The organism is Micromonospora sp. RB23, from assembly GCF_053585025.1.
Genome location: NZ_CM132111.1, coordinates 4,499,193 through 4,515,694 on the forward strand (window position 1 = coordinate 4,499,193; position 16,502 = coordinate 4,515,694).

Genomic DNA, 16,502 nt, shown 5'->3' on the forward strand with positions numbered 1-16,502 from the left:
CTGGAACACTGTTGATCTAGATCCCGACGCGCCGCTTGGTGCGTGGCCGCGTCTAGGCTGCTTGGGTGGCCGGTGCTGAGGTGATGACGAACGATGAGCGGCTGCGCCGCATCGAATCGATTACCGATGCCGCGCTGTCGGGCCTGGACATCGCCGAACTCCTCGACGAACTACTCGAACGTGTCCGGGACCTGCTCAAGGTCGATACCGCCACCATCTTGCTGCTCGAGGGTCACACCGGCGAGCTCGTCGCGACGGTGGCCAAGGGCCTGGAGGAGGAGGTGCGCCGGGGCTTCCGCGTTCGAGTCGGTCGCGGCTTCGCCGGCCGGGTGGCGGCGACACGGACGCCGGTCACGATCTACGACGTCACGCCTGACGACGTGGTCAATCCCATCCTGCTCGCCAAAGGAGTACGGGCCCTGCTGGGCGTGCCCATGCTCGCCAACGGCAACCTCATCGGCGTTCTACACGTCGGATCGTTGACCCTGCGACGCTTCGGGCCCGACGACGTGCGGCTGTTGCAACTCGTCGCCGACCGCGCCAGCTTGGCAGGCCAGGCCCGAGCGCAGGTTGTCGACCGGCAGGCGGCGCTGGCCCTGCAACGCAGCCTGCTGCCCACCCGGCTACCAAACATCTCCGGTCTGGAACTGGCCGCCCGGTACATGCCCGGCCACGACCTGGGCATCGGCGGCGACTGGTACGACGTGTTCGCGTTGCCCTCGGGCTGGCTGGGGGCCGTCATCGGCGACGTCTCCGGCCACGGGCTGCCATCGGCCGTAGTCATGGGACGCATCCGCAGCGCGTTACGCGCCTACGCACTCGACGCCAACGACCCCGCCGCGGCGCTAACATCCCTCGACCGCAAGATTCACCATTTCGAGGCGGGCACCCTGACCACCGCCATCTACGCTCTCATCGCACCCGACCGCTCGACCGTGCACCTCTCCTGCGCAGGTCATCTGCCGCCGCTGCTGGCCATCCCCGGCCAACCCGCCCAACTCGTCAACCTGAGAGCGGACCGGCCACTCGGTGTGGGCCAACCAGTGACCAACCGCCGCACCACCGTTATCGACCTGCCGCCAGGGGCCGCGCTCGTCTTCTACACCGACGGACTCGTCGAACGCCGCAGCGAACTGATCGACACCGGCATCGAGCGCCTCACCGACGCCGTGCGATCGGAGTCGGCAGAGGAGTTGTGCGAACGCATCATGGCCACCACCGCGCAGGAGCACCCCGATGACGACATCGCCCTGTTGGTCATCCGCCGCCACTCACCAGCCGACGAAGCCGTTTCGGGGTCTGGCGCGCACATCACGTAGGAGCGGCAGACCGCCTGGTGAGGGACGTGGGTCCCGCCGACCGGCTTTCCCCTCGTACCACTGACGCGCCGTCGGTGGCGGACCAGGCACGATTGGCAGGGAGTAGACAATCCACAACTCCGACACGGTCACGCTGTGGCGGCCCACCGGACAGCCCGAACGTGACCTCGTGGCAGCGTCGGGATGGCGGGCCTGGCCACCACGCCTGCCCGACCAGCCCATCTTCTACCCCGTACTCAACCGTTGGTACGCCACGAAGATCGCCCGCGAGTGGAACGTGCCGGCCGAGGGCGTCGGCTACGTGACCCGATTCGACGTCCGGCGTTCGTACCTGGAGCGATACGAGGTTCACCAGGTCGGTGGCCGCGACGTGCTGGAGTACTGGATCCCCGCCGAGGAACTCGCCGACCTCAACGACCACATCGTCGGTGCCATCATCGAGGAAGCCGAGTACCGCGGCCCGGTGGAGGACCAGGAGTTCGCTGACGCCCACAAGGCCCTGGGTCGCCCTCTGCCGGCCGCCTGGCGCGCCTACCTCCAGGGTGAGTCGTGGTTCCGGCGAGGGTGGGTGTCCAGCGGAGCCTACGTGTGGCTCAACTCGCCACGCGAGATGCTCGAGCTGCACGAGGCGTGGGACGAAGCCACCGACGCGCATCCCGGCATCGCGATCATCGGCGGTGACGGCTCCCGTGAACAGCTCGTGCTCGACCTGCGCGGCGACCCCGCACCGGTGCTCCTGGCCGACGTCAGCAGCAGCGGCTGGGACAGCGCCATCCGGCAGAGCGACGACGTCAGCCGACTCATCGACCGCATCGAGGCCGGCACCTTCGAGTTCCACTTCGACGACTAGCCGACCAGCATTCGAACCCTCCGCGCGTCCCTGGCCGATTCCTACTCGCGTCCCATCCAGGTCGCGATGCATGCCTCATTACCCTCGGGGTCGGCCAGCACCCACCACATCGGCGCGTGCGCGTCGGAGACGACGCGCCCGCCGGCGGCCACGGCGGCGGCGATACGGTCCTGCGCCTGATCGTGCGGGACGGCGATGTCCACATGCATCCGATTGCGTTGCGGTCGTGCCGTGTCCATGTGTTGCAGCCCGAAGCCGGGGCCGCGCCGCGCCGGGTCGGCCAGGTAGTCGTCACCGATCTGCCGGTATCCGAGCAGCGCCTGCCAGAACGGCAGCACGTCCGCGTTCATTGCGGCGTCGAGGGTGATGTTGATGAGCTGCACCGCGGTGGGGTCGGCGGAGATGCCCAGCGTCCGGGCAGCGGCCGATATCCGCCGCGCCAGTGAGATGTCCCGCCGGGACAGGGATACGGTGACGCCCGCGTGGCGCAGGTCCACGTTGAGATGCTCCTGCTCATCGCGGCCCGCGAGCCGACCGATCTCTTCGACGAACGCGATCCCCGCAGACAGCGAGCCGGTCCGGAAGTAGGCCGAGACCAGGTGGTAGAGACATCGCCAGTCCTCGACACCGTCAGCCGCGTGGAAACCCCCAGCGGTGATCCGCACCGTCATGTTCGCGAACCTAACATCGACGGCGGGCCGAACGCCCACTGCGGCTTGGCGCCCTCCGGGGACGCTCCGCCATCGGACCCGAGGAGTCGTTGCTCGAGGCAGGGAAGACGGTCTTCGGTACGACCGGCGCTACCGGGGGCACCTCAGCTCTTCCGCCATTGGGAGGCAATCTCCCCCAGCCACGCCCCGAGAAGAAGACCGGCGAAGAACAGGACCTGCTCATTGATGAGCCCGAACAGGGTCCGCTTCCGGCGCTCCTCGGCAGTGACGAAGTAGAAGGCGGCGGCTTGTTCTCCGGGTACCGACCAACGCACCGTCCGGGGCAACGGCTTGCGGTCCGGATCCGGAAGCGCGTTACCGATTCGGCTCTGCGGCGTGACGGAAGCGTCGAGGTTCACCCGGGACAGGGAGGCGTCGAGCCCGTTGCCCGGACGCAGAGACACAGTGGGAGGATCGAACCAGATGCGGTCGCCGGTGAAGTACGGGATGCCCAGGTTGCGCCGGCCGAAGAACGACTCCTTCCAGCCACCGCTGCTACCCGGGTGCCACTGGAAGTCAAGCTCGAATGTCACTCCGGGACGTGGGAAGATCTCGGTGAACGTGACAATTGCCGCGTTCGGTCGACCGACGTCCGCGCTCACCGCATCGAGCGGGGCCACCTTCAACCGCACCCCCGGGTGGGAGTGCTCCTCAAGCGTGAAGTGGTCGGAATCGTGCGGGGCGATCACCATGAGGCGTGCGTTCGTCTTGCCCGTCTGTGTGCCCATCAGCCCAGCGCGGACTCTGACTGCAACAGTTCCCGGGGATGACTGATCAAGTTTGACGGACAACGTCACCGGACAGTTCAGGGCGCAGCGCAGTCCGGTGACCGTGCCGGGATCGGCGGCGACACCGAACGAGCGGGAGAAGAGCCCCTCGACGTCCCCGTCGGAAACCACCCCGGTCGTCGACGGGTCGAACGTCCGGTACTCCTCGGGTTGGTCAAGCAGCCGTAGCCCAATGCTTGCGGCGAGGAAGAGAACGCCGACCAGAGACAGCACCTTGAACCATGTCGTGGAATGACCTACCCGACGCGGCGAGGCCGGACGAGGGGATCCACATTCCATGACGTGATCGTTCCCGACACCGCGCCGACCCGCATCGCCGGAACAGGCCACCGGCCACAGACAGATGGCGATTGGTTGCTAACGGCTGTCCCACCGCGAACCTCATGCGTCTGAAACAGCCACTTCGACCAGCCTGATGCTGTCGCGCGCTGGCGGTGCGGAGCGCACGCCCGTACCGGCGGTGTGGGGCACGCGCAGGGCCGGGAGCCCGAGCAGCCGACGGCCGCCCGGGCTCCCGAATCGTGCGGCGTTCATCACGGATACATCTGCGCCACCGTGAAGTTCATCGACTGGGCGTAGAGGCTGACACCGGTCGGGCTGTTTGGATGGAAGGACTGCGTCGACGTCGGGCCGTCCGGGGTGTCACCCGGCGACTTGTCCGTCACGACCCCGTGGATGCCCGCCGGCGAGCCGCAGACCGCCTTGCCCGCGAACTCGTCGATCGGGTCGGAGTAGTACGCGATCGTCGCACCGTGCGCGGTGTTGAAGTTGTAGACGACATCCAACTGCTCGTCACGCAGCAGCACGCTCATCTCGGTGAGCCACACCCGCTCCTCGTCGCTGAGGACGAGCTTGAGGGTGCAGAGCGGGTCGCCGCCCACCTCGACGAGCTTCGGGTATCCCATGAGCATGATTTTGGCGTTCGGCGCCTTCTTGTGGATCTCCTCCAGCACCGTCGTGTTCGACCGCGGAACCACGTCGGCGATGCGGCGCCTGGTCGACACGTCCACGGTGTCCGTCTCGCCCGACAGTTTCGCCTTGAAGCAGTCCAGTGGGCCGGCCATGACGAGGCACTCCTTGACCACCGGGCCGAACCTCGCGTCGTTGCCGCCGATCGAAACCGTGACGAGCGTCGTGTTCTCGTCCAGGTAGCCCTTGTCGAGCTGGGACGCCTCCAGGTACTGGCCCATGCCCCGCTGACCGTCGGCGTTGCGGGGCTCGTTGCTGACGGTACGCAGGGGCAGGATGTTCTCCGTCTCCGCGCCCGAGCAGGCGATCAGGTGGTAGTCCATGTTCACGTCGTGCTGTTGGCTCGTGATGTCCGCCCGCAGCCCGATCGGCGTGGACGACCCGGGTAGCACCGCCTTGCGCGACCACGCGTTCTTCGAGCGGTGGCAGCCGTTGCGGTAGGCGTTCTTGCTGTTGTTGTCCGTCTCGCGGTAGTAGTCCGAGCCGTTCACCGGCGAGGCGCCCTCGCCCGACGAGAACGAGTCGCCGAGCGCCACCACCTGGTGCTGCGGCTTGCCCGGCAGCGGGATGAACGCCGCCGCGTCGAAGGCCACGTTCTCCTGCGGCCGGCCCAGCGCCAGGTCGCCCTGCCCGCTGGCCGGCACATCGTCACGCAGCTGCGCCAGCTCCTCGGGTGTCAGGTCCGACACCATGTTGGTCAGCTCCACCGTCGGGACGTTGTTGAACTCGAACACGCCAAGCGCCACCCAACGGTTCGCGTACCCGCGCTGCTGGACCATGCGGGTCTTGACCACGCCGTTCTTCGTTGTGATCTTGTACGCCGCCTGCTGCGTGGTACCGAGGTGATCAGGAATGTGGACCATGACCCGCATCCAGCCGTTCACCGTCCGGTCCAGCGTCCACGTTCCGCTCACGTAGAGGTTGTTGCCCGGCTCGCGGGTGTGCGTGAACCAGTAGTGCGCGCCGTACCCGCCGCCGACCTGGTGCAGGTCGATCTTGCCCGGGTACTGGAGTGAGCCGTTCTGCGTCTCGCCCGCGAACCCGTGCGTGAACGTGCCGCTGTTCGTCCGTCTGGTGCAGAGCCAACCGGCCTCGTCACGGCGTGGGCTGACGACTTCGTCGACCACATCGTCGACCACGAGCGCATTCGCCGGCAGTTCGGTGCCGCACTTCGGGTAGTAGCTCACCCCGGCGGCCGGATACGCCCAGCCGGGGTCGTACCTGATGGCGGCGTTGCCGCAGTCCAGACAGCCCGGTTTCCAGTCGGCTGATCGGTTGTACCAGCACTTGAGGTCCCGTTCGCCGATGACGTTCACGTGGTGGCACGGGCCGGCCGGCTCGTCGATCACATCCGGTGCGGTCGGCGGGAGGTTGTTGCCGTAGTAGCAGTCGTTGGACTCGTCGCAGAACGTCTGCAGGTGCGGCTTCACCCGCGCACGCCCGTCGTTCGTGCTCCACCACGCGTACCGGTAACCGTCGGTGTAGGTGTCCGGCTTCTCGATCGCGTTGAGCGGATGGCCGGCCCAACCCATGATCTTCTCCGGGTACGGCCACTGGCTCGGGTGCCGCGCGTCGTCGTAGGTCTCCTCCAGGAACGCCTTGCGGTTCGCCGGGTACCGCGGGTTGGCCGGGTTGTTCGCCCAGCCGACGCCCCATGGCTCGTCCGTGCCGCCCTGGGGTGCGTAGAACCCGGTGTTGTACGCCCACACCGCGAAGAACCAGCTCTCGATGTACTGCGGGTCGCCGCCGTTGACCTTCATGTTGTACGCGTGGACCTGGTTCCACTTGTCCTGCAGGATCCGCAACGACTGGGAGATGTTCGCGGCGAAGTCCACGGCGATGGCCAGCTGCTGGTTGTACGGCAGCGGGACCTCGTTCGGCTTCTGGAACCCCGGCTTGCGCATGCCGTCGGTGACCTGCCCGACGCCGTAGCCGCAGTCGGACTTGTCCCAGCGGATCGTCCAGTCGTCGCTCGTGTCGGCGTCGTAGATGTCGAGCCCGTAGTAGTTGCCGACGAGCGGGTTGCCGAACTCGCCGGGCAGGACGTGCGGCGAGGCCTGCCACAGGTTCGACTCCTGGGCGAGAATGCCGAGCATGATCTGCGCGGGCACGTGGCCGCCGCCGTCGAGGGGCCGCATCGGGAACCATTGAGCGACGTTGTAGCCGGGCAGACCGGACTGGTTGAAGTTGTTGACCCGGTTGAGGATCAGCGAGTCCTGCACCGCCATGTCGACGACCCATTCGATCTCCCGGGCGCGTGGCTGGTACACCTGTACCCGCACGTCGTTGCGGGGGATCGCGCACCAGGCGGCCGTGTCCACCGGGTCGTGCAGCGGTGTCGCCAGCGTTGTGGCACCCGCTGTCGACCGGGCCCGCCCCGGCGTCCTCGGGTTCGCCCGAGCGCCGGCGTCGCCCGACGTCGGCGTCGTCGGCGCGACCGCGAAGCTCACGCCGCGACCGGTCGCCGGGACCTTGGCCTTCATGACGAGCGACCGTGCGCGGCGGTCGTCCGTGGCCTGCGTCGCCCGCGGGTCGGCCGTCCACTTGATGTCGTCCAGCAGCAGCTCACCCTGGCTGGACATCTCCGCCTGCACGGTCGCGTCGAGCTTCGCGACACCCGCGGGCAGCTTGTGGGTCCTGCCGGGGGTACCGGTGATGCCGACCCGACCGCCCGCTCCCCTGACCACGTTCATGTCGGTCGTGCCGCCCTCGGCCAGCGTGGCCGTCGCGCCGGACCGCACGACGGTCCGCTTCACCCGGCCGGCCTTGCTGTCGGCATCCATGTACACGACGCCGTCGCCGTTGGCCGCCAGCCGGAACGGTACGCCGGTGGTCCGCGCGACGGCCGACCGGCGGCCCTTGCGGTCGACCTTGACCAGCGCGCCGTTGTCGGCGGCGATGATCTTGCCGGCGACCGGTAGCGCCGAGGTGAGCTGGCCGGCCACCTGAATCGGCGGGGCCACGGTGCCGGTCGCGGCGTCGAGCTGCGTCAGGCGGGTCTTGCCCGAGCCGGTGTCCCCGCCGGTGAACGTGCTCAGCACGACGTTCTCACCGGTACCGCAGCCGGGGCTGAAGTACGCGAGGGACGCGTGCGCGGCCACCTTCCGGACGGACTGGTTCTTGAGGTCCACGACCGCCACGAAGGCGCCGCGGTCGAACAGGTCGGGCTTGTTGGTGTAGGCGCGCGGCGCGTACGTGACGACCAGCCGCCGGCCCGACTCGGTGAGGCAGCCGTTGCCGATCCACTGGTCGGTCTCCAGTCCCGGCTCGCTCAGCGAAACCGCGGTCGTCCAGCTGTAACCGGAGGTCGCCGACGCCACGAGCACGTGCAGACCGGTCATGTCGCCGGAGAGGGTCCAGGCCCGGTCCTGCGACGTCCGCCAGCCCTTCTTGAGGGTCGAGTCCCGCTGATCGGGCGGCACCGTGCTGGACGCCACATCCTTCGGGGGCGGGTCCGGAGCTGCGGCGGCCGGCGCGGGAAACGCCACGAGACCGCTGGCGACGAGCGCGGCGGCGAACGCGGCGGCGGCGCCGCGACGGGCGGCACCGCGGGTGAGCCCGCGCGGCAGCGCGGCGCGGGACGGTGATGTTGACACTGCGGTTCCTCCAGGATGCTCGGGGTCGATGCAGTGTCGAAAGCGCGCTCACCGTCGGCGCATCGCGATCACATCGTGGGCGTACCGCCCCGGCATCACGGAACGTGCGTATTCCCCTGTGCCTCGTGGACACCCGCCGGCATCGCGCTGGCGCCGGCACACCCCCTGCGGGCCGGCCGCATCGCGACCCCGCTCGCTGGTCGCCCGGCGGTCCGCGGTGTCCACTCCGACGGCGATGGCGTCCTGACGCGGCGCGGATGACCTGACGATGCGGCCGCGATGCGGCGACGCCGAAGGATCACCTCCACGACACGCAGCACGACTGAGGAGGACAGCATGAAGGTAGCGAAGGTCCGGACGCATCGCCTGGCGCGGACGCTGATCGCCCTGGTGGCGTTCATGGGATTCGGCGTGGTCGCCGCGGCGGCGCCGGTGTCGCCGGCGCTGGCCGCGTGTTCGGGCACCGGCTGTCACAACGTCGATCCCAACGGCCAGTGCAGCGGCACCCGGTACGGCTGGACCGGCGGCGGCTACGACAGCGGGCTCGGCATCGTCGTCGTGAAGTCGCCCGGCTGCCGGGCGGCCTGGGCACGCCTGCAGAACGACCAGTACGTCCGCTACGCCGGTGCCACGTTCACCGTACGCATCGAGCGCCGGGTGTGGTCGTCCTACGGCTACTGGTACACGGGCAGCCTCAGCAAGCAGTTCCTTTCCACCAACGGCGGGGTGTGGACCAACATGCTTGAGGATCTCGACTCCTCCGACGAGCACCAGGCCTGCTTCAACCTCAACGGCGGCGCCTGGACGTGCACCCCCTGGATCAGCTGAACGGCAGGCGGACGTCAGGGTCCCCGGGCGGCGCGGGGGCCCTGAGATCCGTCATCCGCGTCGGCCTGCGCCACCCGGGGACCTGGCCGACGGGCGCGTCCCACATAGACATATGGCCCTCTGTCGACGTCGGTGCGCATTGTTAGCCTGCGGCTGTGGAGCTGCGACTGCTTGGCCCCGTCGAGGCTGTCATCGACGGACGGGTCGTGCCTGTCCGACGTCGTCAGGAGCGACGGCTGCTCGCCATCCTCGCGATGCGACCGGGCCAGTTCCACTCCGCGGAGCGACTCATCGACCTGCTCTGGGAAGATCGGCCTCCGGCCCAGGCGCGAGCGGGCCTGCAGGCCATGATTTCGCACCTGCGGTCCACGCTGGAGCTGGGCCGGTCGACGGAGCCCGCGTTGCTCGCCCGACCCAACAGCTACGCACTGGAAATCCGGGCAGAGCGGGTCGACGTACACCGGTTCACCGCCCTGGTGGAGGCAAGCAGGAGCGTCACCGAGCCCGATCAGCGCATCGCGATGCTCAGCACGGCACTCGGCCTGTGGCGGGGCGCCGCCCTGGCCGACGTCTTCGACGACGCTCAGCGGGGCCGGCTCTTCCCGGATCTCGACGAGGCACGACTGACGGCGCAGGAAGAGCTGCTCGGCGCCCGCCTCGACGCCGGCCAACGCCGGGAGATACTGGCGCCGCTGCACGAGCTGATCGGTGAGGCGCCGACCCGCGAGCGTCCGGTGGAGCTGCTGATGCTGGCCCTGAGCGGGATCGGTCGTCGTAGCGAGGCCATCTCGGCCTACGACACCCTCAGGGATCGGCTCGCCACCGACCTCGGTGTCGCTCCCGGAGAGCAGATCCAGGCGACCCACCGGAAGCTGTCACGCGGCACCACACCCTCGGACGCCACGCCCACGTCTTCCGCCGGGCCGGCGCAGCTGCCGCTGCCGCCGGGGCACTTCGTCGGTCGCGACGCGGAGTCGCGTCAGCTCGACCGTCTGCTCGCCGACGCGGCGGCGCCGCAGGTCCTGATCCTCTCCACGGTCGTCGGCACGGCGGGTGTCGGAAAGACAGCGACCGCCATCCGGTGGGCGCACAGCGTCCGTGACCGCTTCCCGGACGGGCAGCTCTTTCTCAACCTGAGGGGTTACTCCGCCGGCCGACCCATGCGCGCGGCGGAGGCGCTCGGCGCCCTGCTGCGGGGTCTGGGCGTGCCGGCGGGCCGCATTCCTGCCGACCCGGAGGAGGCATCAGCGCTCTACCGCACCGTCGTCGCCGATCGACGGCTGCTGATCGTTCTGGACAACGCACTCGACGCCGAGCAGGTGCGGCCGTTGCTGCCCGGCTCTGCGGACTGCCTGGTGGTGGTCACCAGCCGGGACCGCCTGACCGGGCTCGTGGCGCAGCAGGACGCCCACCGCCTGACCATCGGACTACTCCCGGAACCGGACGCGATCGAGCTGCTCACCGTCCTGCTCGGCGCCGACCCGCGAGCCGCCGATCGTGACGCGATCCGGGACCTCGCCCAGGTCTGTGGTCGGCTTCCACTGGCCCTGCGGATCGCGGCGGCGCTGCTGCACGACGAGCCCGACCTCGCGGTGTCGGCGTACGCGCGGCAGTTGCGGCAGCGGAGCATCGCCGCTCTGGCGATCGACGACGATCCGAGTGTCGCCGTACAGACGGCGTTCGACCTGTCCTACACCCGGCTTCCCGGCGAGGCCCAGCGAATGTTCCGCCTCCTCGGCACCGTTCCGGGGCTGAGTCTGTCGGTCGACGCGGTCGCCCACCTGGCGCAGACAACCCAGGACGCGGCCCGCCGGACGCTGACCCGGCTCTTCGCCGCCCACCTGGTGGAGTTCGACGACGATCGCGTCGCGCTGCACGACCTGCTGGGGCGCTACGCAGGCCAGCACAGCGCGCGGCAGACCGGCCGTCCGGAGGCGCACACCGTCCTCGCCCGCCTGTTCGCGTGGTACCTGGTCCGCGCCCAGGCTGCCGGTGACCTGTTGGCGCCGGGGCGGGTCCGCCTGGAGCTGCCGACGGGACTGGCGGCCGGTGACGCCGGCATCGGCGATCGTGACGCGGCACTGGCCTGGCTCGAAGCCGAGGAGTCGAACATGGTGGCGCTGATCAGGGCGGCCGCCGACGGCACGTCGAGGGACGCTGCCGCCCTGCTCGCCGACCAGCTACGAACGTACTTCTGGGTCACCCGCAATTCACTGAACTGGCTGCTCGTGGCCCAGGCGGCACTGCACGCGTCGAGTGGGGACGCGCACCTGGTCCTGCGGGCGTCGGCACACATGAGTCTGGGCAACGTGTACCACCTCACGGGTAACCAACTGGTCGCGATCGCGCACCTACGACGGGCGGGTCACCTGTTCCGCAGCGCCCGGCACGCGCAGGGCCAGGCCGCCGCGGCCGGCTCGCTCGGCGCGGTCTTCGGCGACCTCGGGCACCTGGCGACGGCGGCGGCCTGCTTCGAGCACGCGTTGCGGCTCAACGAGCGGATCCGCCACCGCTACGGCGTCGCGGTGATGTCGAGCAACCTCGGGACGATCTACGCCATGGCGGGTCGACTGCGGTTGGCGGTCGAGCGACTCACCGCCGCCATCGTCATCCACCGGGAGGACGGCGCACGGCCCAACGAGGCGGTCATCCTCACCAACCTCGGCCTCGTACGCACCGTCCGGGGTGAGTTCCCGGCCGCCCTGGGCGATCTCGAGGAAGCGGTGCGGACGGCCCACCAGGTCGACATGGCCTCGATCGAGGCGAATGCGCTCGCGGGGATCGGCCAGATCCACACGCTACGCGGCGACGTGCCGGAGGCGAGGTCGGCGCTCGCCGCAGCGCAGCGCCTCGCCGACCGTACCGACGACTGGCACTGCAAGGCGTCGATCGACATCGCCGAGGGCGGCCTGCTCCGGCTGACCGGCGACCTCACCGGCGCGGCAGCCCGGTACACCCGGGCCGCCGAGTGGGCCAGGTCGGCGCGCACATTGGCGACGGAGGCCGAGGCCCTGGTCGGTCTCGCCGCGTCCGTCGCCGAGCGGACGCCGCTGTTGTCCAGCTCCTCGTTGGAGCGGGCGGTCACGCTGGCCCGACAGTCCGGCGCCGCGGTGATCGAGATCGACGCGCTGGCGGCGTTGGGCGAGGTCGCCCGGAAGGACGGCGACGCCGTGCAGGCGGCCCGGCTCGCCGGCGAGGCGGCACATCGCGCGGAGGCGATCGGGGCTCCCCTGGTACGCGCCCGTGCGCTGATCACCCTGGGCCACCTGGAGGACTCCTCGCGGGCCTGGCGGGAGGCGCTGGGCATCCTGGAAGCGCTCGGCAGTTCCGAGGCGGGCATCGTCCGGGCCCTGCTGGATCGGCACGACGGCCGTGCGGTCGGCGTCCCGGCCGGATAGCCGATGTCCCTTCGGGGCGGGACCGGCGTCCGGACGATGCGACGGTGATGGCGGGCTGACGTCGCGGATACCCCGGTTGGTTGGCAGCGCCGTACGACGCTGCCAAGGAAACGCCAACCCGTGCTGGGCAACCTGGTGACCAGGCCGCGCGAGGGGTGCGGTCGGCATGGAGGTCATTGCATGGATTTCCGGATCCTCGGTCCGCTGGAAGCGTCCGTCGAAGGAACGCCCCTGCCACTCGGCGGACGCCGGCAGCAGCGGATCCTGGCCGTGCTGCTGCTGCGGACCGGCCGGGTGGTCCCGGCCGAGAGACTGGTCGACTGCCTGTGGCCGCTGCGGCCGCCGGTCACCGCGGCCAGTCAGATCCGCAACTGCGCCGCGGCCCTGCGCCGCCTGCTCATCGCCGGCGGCCTGCCCGAGCGCTCGCTCGTGCGGCGGCCGGGCGGTTACCTGCTGGATGTGGAGCCCGGCGAGCTGGACCGGACCCGGTTCGACGACGAGGCTCACCAGGCTCGGCGATCGCTGGCCGCGGGTCGCGCGGCGGAGGCCGTCGGGTATTTCCTGCGGGCCGAGAACCTGTGGCGCGGGCCGGCCATCGCCGGTCTCGCCGATGGCATGCTGGAGCCGGAGGCCATGAGCCTGGAGGAGTCGCGACTGCAGGTGATCGAGGATCGGCTGGAGGTCGAGCTGAGTCTGGGCCGGCACGCGCGAGCCGTACCGGAACTCACCGCGCTGACCCGAACTCATCCCGGGCGTGACCGCCTGCAGGCGGCCTTCATGATCGCGCTCTACGGCAGCGGGCGGGGCGCCGACGCGCTGGCCTCTTTCGACCGGTTGCGCTCGTCGCTGCGCCGTGAACTCGGCCTGGAGCCGAGCCGCCGGCTGCGGGACCTGCGCCAGGCCATCCTCACCGAGGACGAAGCCCGGCTGCCGCCGATGGGCGGGTGGGGGCCGGCACACGACGGCGAGCCTCACCGGCAGGAGTCTCCCCTTCGTCCGCAAGGGAGGTGACGAGATACTGCTTGGGCAGTCCAGAGGTCAGCGGACCAACGTCCCGCGGTCTGCTCGCTCATCGCACCTGACAGAGCACGCCGCCGCGCTTCTCTGGGCGTCGCCGGGCCGGGCGGTTCGCCGCCGTCGCCGCCGCTCTCAGCGGTGAGCCCCACCCATCGGCAATCGCCTCCAAGCTGCCTTGTCAAGAAACCGTCAAGGTTTGTGCAACGTCGGGCGTGCAATGTCTGTATGACAGGCATCAGTCACGAGAGGACGCAGTCGGGTCCACCGCACGGGGCGTCATTGGGGGGTAGCCGGAGCGGTGGCCCTGGTCGGAGCTCTCGCCGCGCCCGCGCAGGCGGCCCTGACCACCGGCACGGCGCGGTTGTGTCCGGGCCCGCCACAGGCCGGCTGGTCCTTGGGAAACAGGCCCTACTTGTCAACTAGATAGGTCTTCGAGCCGACGCGAGTGTCTGTTGTGGAGGCTGTTAGCTTGATCGATCGTGTCCATCTGTCCCGCCACCGCCGTCGTCGTATGGCGGTCGATGCGCGGTACACGACTCAAGAGGAACGATGACATCAGTACTCATCGTTGAACCGGTATCTTCCGGCAACGAGCTCGTCGTCCGGGCCGCAGCCATGGGTTGGAACACCGTGGTTGCCAGCTTCGATGCCGAAGACCGAACTCTGACGGCGGCGACCAGGGATCTGGCATCCACCATCGTCCGGGTAGATACGAATGACGCACACGCCATCGTCGAAGCGGTGAGTCGCTCGCCAGTGGGGGTTGAACTCGATGGTGTCGTTGCCGGTTCGGAGTTTCACGTCGAGATCGCGGCCCTCGTTGCGGAGAAACTCGGCCTGCCGGGCCTGACCACCACCAACGTCGCGCTCGTTCGGAACAAGGCCGAGATGCGTGAGGCGCTGCAACACGCCGGCGTCCGGTCGCCCCGGCACCGGAAGGTGGCCTCGCGCCGCGAGGCGGAGCTCGCGTGCGCGGCGCTGACCTTCCCGGTGGTGGTCAAACCGGTTGAGTCGTCGAGCAGCATCCACGTCTTGAAGGCGAACGACACGGCTGAGGCTGTGCGGGCGTACGCCGCCATCGAAGCCGACGGCATGATCGACCTCGGCAGGCCGCTCGGTGACGAGGTCGTCATCGAGGAGTACGTCTCCGGCGACGAATACAGCGCCGACGGATATGTCTGGCGCGGCGGCGTGCGCATCGCCGCCGTGACCAGGAAGCTCCTCGGCCCCGAGCCGACCTTTGTCGAGCTCGGTCACATCACACCCGCCCCTCTGGGACCGAACGATCTGGGTGCGATCCAGCGGTACGTCGGCGAGGTGGTCGGGGCGGTCGGGCTGGACAACAGCGTTTTCCATTGCGAGGTACGCCTGTCCACGAACGGACCGGTACTCATGGAGATCGCCGCACGGCTACCGGGAGACCAGATCGTGCACCTGGTAGCCGACGTCACGGGTGTGTCGATGGCGGACGCCGCCCTGTTGATGGCGGTCGGCGCGAACCCGGAGAACTGCCTCGACGAACCCGCGGCATTCGGGAGGGCCGCGGGCATTCGCTTCGTGGACCCCGGCAGCATCACCGCCTACACGAATATCGAGGGATGGGACGACGTGCCGCGCTACGCCGATGTCGTGGAGCGAAAGGTGCTGGTTCCCGCCGGCGAGCAGATTCCCTCGACCTATGAGGCCCTTCGGCGCGTGGCCTATATCCGCTATCGCGCTTCCGATCCAGACACCGCTTTGACGATCAACGAGCGACTGGGCCGGGAACTGCGACCAGTGGCAGCGTATTTGTCGTGAGTATCGCGAGATATTATGCGATGCGGTTCGCCAGCTGGTTGTGCGACTACCTGGTCCTGTTCGCCGTACCAGTGCTCGCCTACAGCGTGACCGCCGATGTGCGCTGGTCGGGCGCGGCGGTCTTTTTCCAATGGGGACCGAGACTCCTGGGACTGTCGGCAGCGATCCTTCGGCTGGACAACATACGACAGCGGACCCTGATGGTCGTGGCGGATCTGACCAGGACCGCGACGGCGCTCGTGGCCGGGCTGCTGATGGCGGTGTATCCCGGTGCGGTACTGCCGGTGCTGATGATATTCGCGATGGTCGTGGGCCTCTGCTTCGAATTGACCTTCGTCGGCGGCGAGAAGATCGGACTGTCCCTGGTCCGCCCCGAGGGGCAGGAGCGTTTCCAGTCGCAGCTGACCGCCTTTGAGCAGGCGGCGATAGTCCTGGGGCCGGCGGCGGCGGGCGTGGTGCTGTCGTTCCCACCGCCGGTGCTGATGTTCGTGGCGGCAGGTCTGTTCGGAGTCTCGCTGCGGATGTCGGTATCGGTCCCATCGGTCGGCACGGTGCCCATTTCGACAGCGAAGCGCACCCTCCGCGCGACCGTACGTAGTGCGCTCGAGGACCCCGTCCTGCGCCGCATCGTCCTGGTCACCATGGGTCTGAATTACGTGCTCGCGCTGATCAACGGGGCTGCGCCCCAGATCGCGTTCGGAACGTTCGGGACAAGCAGCAGTGAGCTGGGCCTGATGTACGCGGCGAGCAGCGTGCCGGCCATCGTCGGCCTGTTGACCTTCCACCGGCTGACCTCGCGTGTGCCGCTCTCGACGATCGGGGTCGCGGTCGCGGTGGGGATGTGCCTGGCCGCGTTGGGCGTCGCGCTGGGAGCCCGGCTCTGGGTCTTCGCTGGATGCCTCGGGGCGTTCCTGCTGCTCGACGCGTTTTTCAGCGTGTACATCCGGGTCGTCAGAGCGCGTCGGGTGCCACTGGAGAACTACGCGGCGACCGTGGGGCTCTTCGGCATGCTGCTGATTGTGCCGATGCCGCTCGCGGGCCTCACACTGGCCGCTGTCGGGAATCTCGTTGCCCCAGCGGTGCTCATCTCGGCGTCCGCCGCGGCCGTGCTTATCGCCGCCGTCACCGCGTTACCGAGGGGGCGAGCCCTCCTGGTGGCCCCCGTCGCCGTACGGGTAGGGACGGCCCACACCAATCACGATTCCTGAGCCAACGACTATGCCCCCTTCT

The 16,502-nt window shown here is 69.2% G+C and carries 9 protein-coding genes and 1 pseudogene; 7 read left to right on the forward strand and 3 right to left on the reverse strand.

The genetic code is table 11. The features are described from left to right. Positions 1-65 precede the first annotated feature (65 nt). Positions 66-1,319: a PP2C family protein-serine/threonine phosphatase gene (locus tag ACTFTM_RS20590; RefSeq protein WP_449562112.1), complete on the forward strand. Its 1,254-nt coding sequence runs from the start codon at positions 66-68 to the stop codon at positions 1,317-1,319. Positions 1,320-1,428: 109 nt separating this feature from the next. Continuing rightward, positions 1,429-1,755 (forward strand): annotated as a pseudogene (locus tag ACTFTM_RS20595) (ADP-ribosylation/crystallin J1); the annotation flags it as partial. Positions 1,756-2,210: 455 nt separating this feature from the next. On the opposite strand, the gene ACTFTM_RS20600 reads toward ACTFTM_RS20595, so the two are convergent. From ACTFTM_RS20600 to ACTFTM_RS20610, 3 genes are all read right to left on the reverse strand, one after another. Continuing rightward, positions 2,211-2,879: a VOC family protein gene (locus ACTFTM_RS20600; protein ID WP_449562113.1), complete on the reverse strand. Its 669-nt coding sequence runs from the start codon at positions 2,877-2,879 to the stop codon at positions 2,211-2,213. 104 nt (positions 2,880-2,983) lie between these two features. After that, positions 2,984-3,880, reverse strand: a complete 897-nt coding sequence (locus ACTFTM_RS20605; protein WP_449562114.1) for a hypothetical protein — start codon at positions 3,878-3,880, stop codon at positions 2,984-2,986. Positions 3,881-4,200: 320 nt separating this feature from the next. Next, the gene (locus ACTFTM_RS20610) at positions 4,201-8,232 is read right to left on the reverse strand and encodes a golvesin C-terminal-like domain-containing protein (protein ID WP_449562115.1); all 4,032 of its coding nucleotides are present in this window, start codon (positions 8,230-8,232) and stop codon (positions 4,201-4,203) included. A gap of 336 nt (positions 8,233-8,568) precedes the next feature. On the opposite strand from ACTFTM_RS20610, the gene ACTFTM_RS20615 reads away from it, so the two are divergent. The 5 genes from ACTFTM_RS20615 (at position 8,569) to ACTFTM_RS20635 (ending at position 16,480) form a co-directional block, all read left to right on the forward strand. Then, complete coding sequence (locus tag ACTFTM_RS20615) at positions 8,569-9,060, forward strand: hypothetical protein (RefSeq protein WP_449562116.1); 492 nt, start codon at positions 8,569-8,571, stop codon at positions 9,058-9,060. Between the two features lie 155 nt (positions 9,061-9,215). Next, the gene (locus ACTFTM_RS20620) at positions 9,216-12,458 is read left to right on the forward strand and encodes an AfsR/SARP family transcriptional regulator (RefSeq protein ID WP_449562117.1); all 3,243 of its coding nucleotides are present in this window, start codon (positions 9,216-9,218) and stop codon (positions 12,456-12,458) included. 180 nt (positions 12,459-12,638) lie between these two features. Next, the gene (locus ACTFTM_RS20625; RefSeq protein ID WP_449562118.1) at positions 12,639-13,469 is read left to right on the forward strand and encodes an AfsR/SARP family transcriptional regulator; all 831 of its coding nucleotides are present in this window, start codon (positions 12,639-12,641) and stop codon (positions 13,467-13,469) included. 555 nt (positions 13,470-14,024) lie between these two features. Then, positions 14,025-15,272 carry an ATP-grasp domain-containing protein gene (locus ACTFTM_RS20630; RefSeq protein ID WP_449562119.1) on the forward strand — a complete coding sequence of 416 codons (1,248 nt, stop codon included), beginning with the start codon at positions 14,025-14,027 and terminating at the stop codon, positions 15,270-15,272. Then, entirely contained in the window at positions 15,269-16,480 is a 1,212-nt protein-coding gene (locus tag ACTFTM_RS20635; protein WP_449562120.1) for a hypothetical protein, read from the forward strand. The genes ACTFTM_RS20630 and ACTFTM_RS20635 overlap by 4 nt, the downstream gene beginning before the upstream one ends. The last annotated feature ends 22 nt before the right edge of the window (positions 16,481-16,502 follow it).

Excerpts from the sequence above, each read along its gene's own strand:
- ACTFTM_RS20615 (WP_449562116.1), top strand. The coding sequence starts at position 8,569 with ATGAAGGTAGCGAAGGTCCGGACGCATCGCCTGGCGCGGACGCTGATC.
- ACTFTM_RS20625 (WP_449562118.1), top strand. The coding sequence starts at position 12,639 with ATGGATTTCCGGATCCTCGGTCCGCTGGAAGCGTCCGTCGAAGGAACG.
- ACTFTM_RS20630 (WP_449562119.1), top strand. The coding sequence starts at position 14,025 with ATGACATCAGTACTCATCGTTGAACCGGTATCTTCCGGCAACGAGCTC.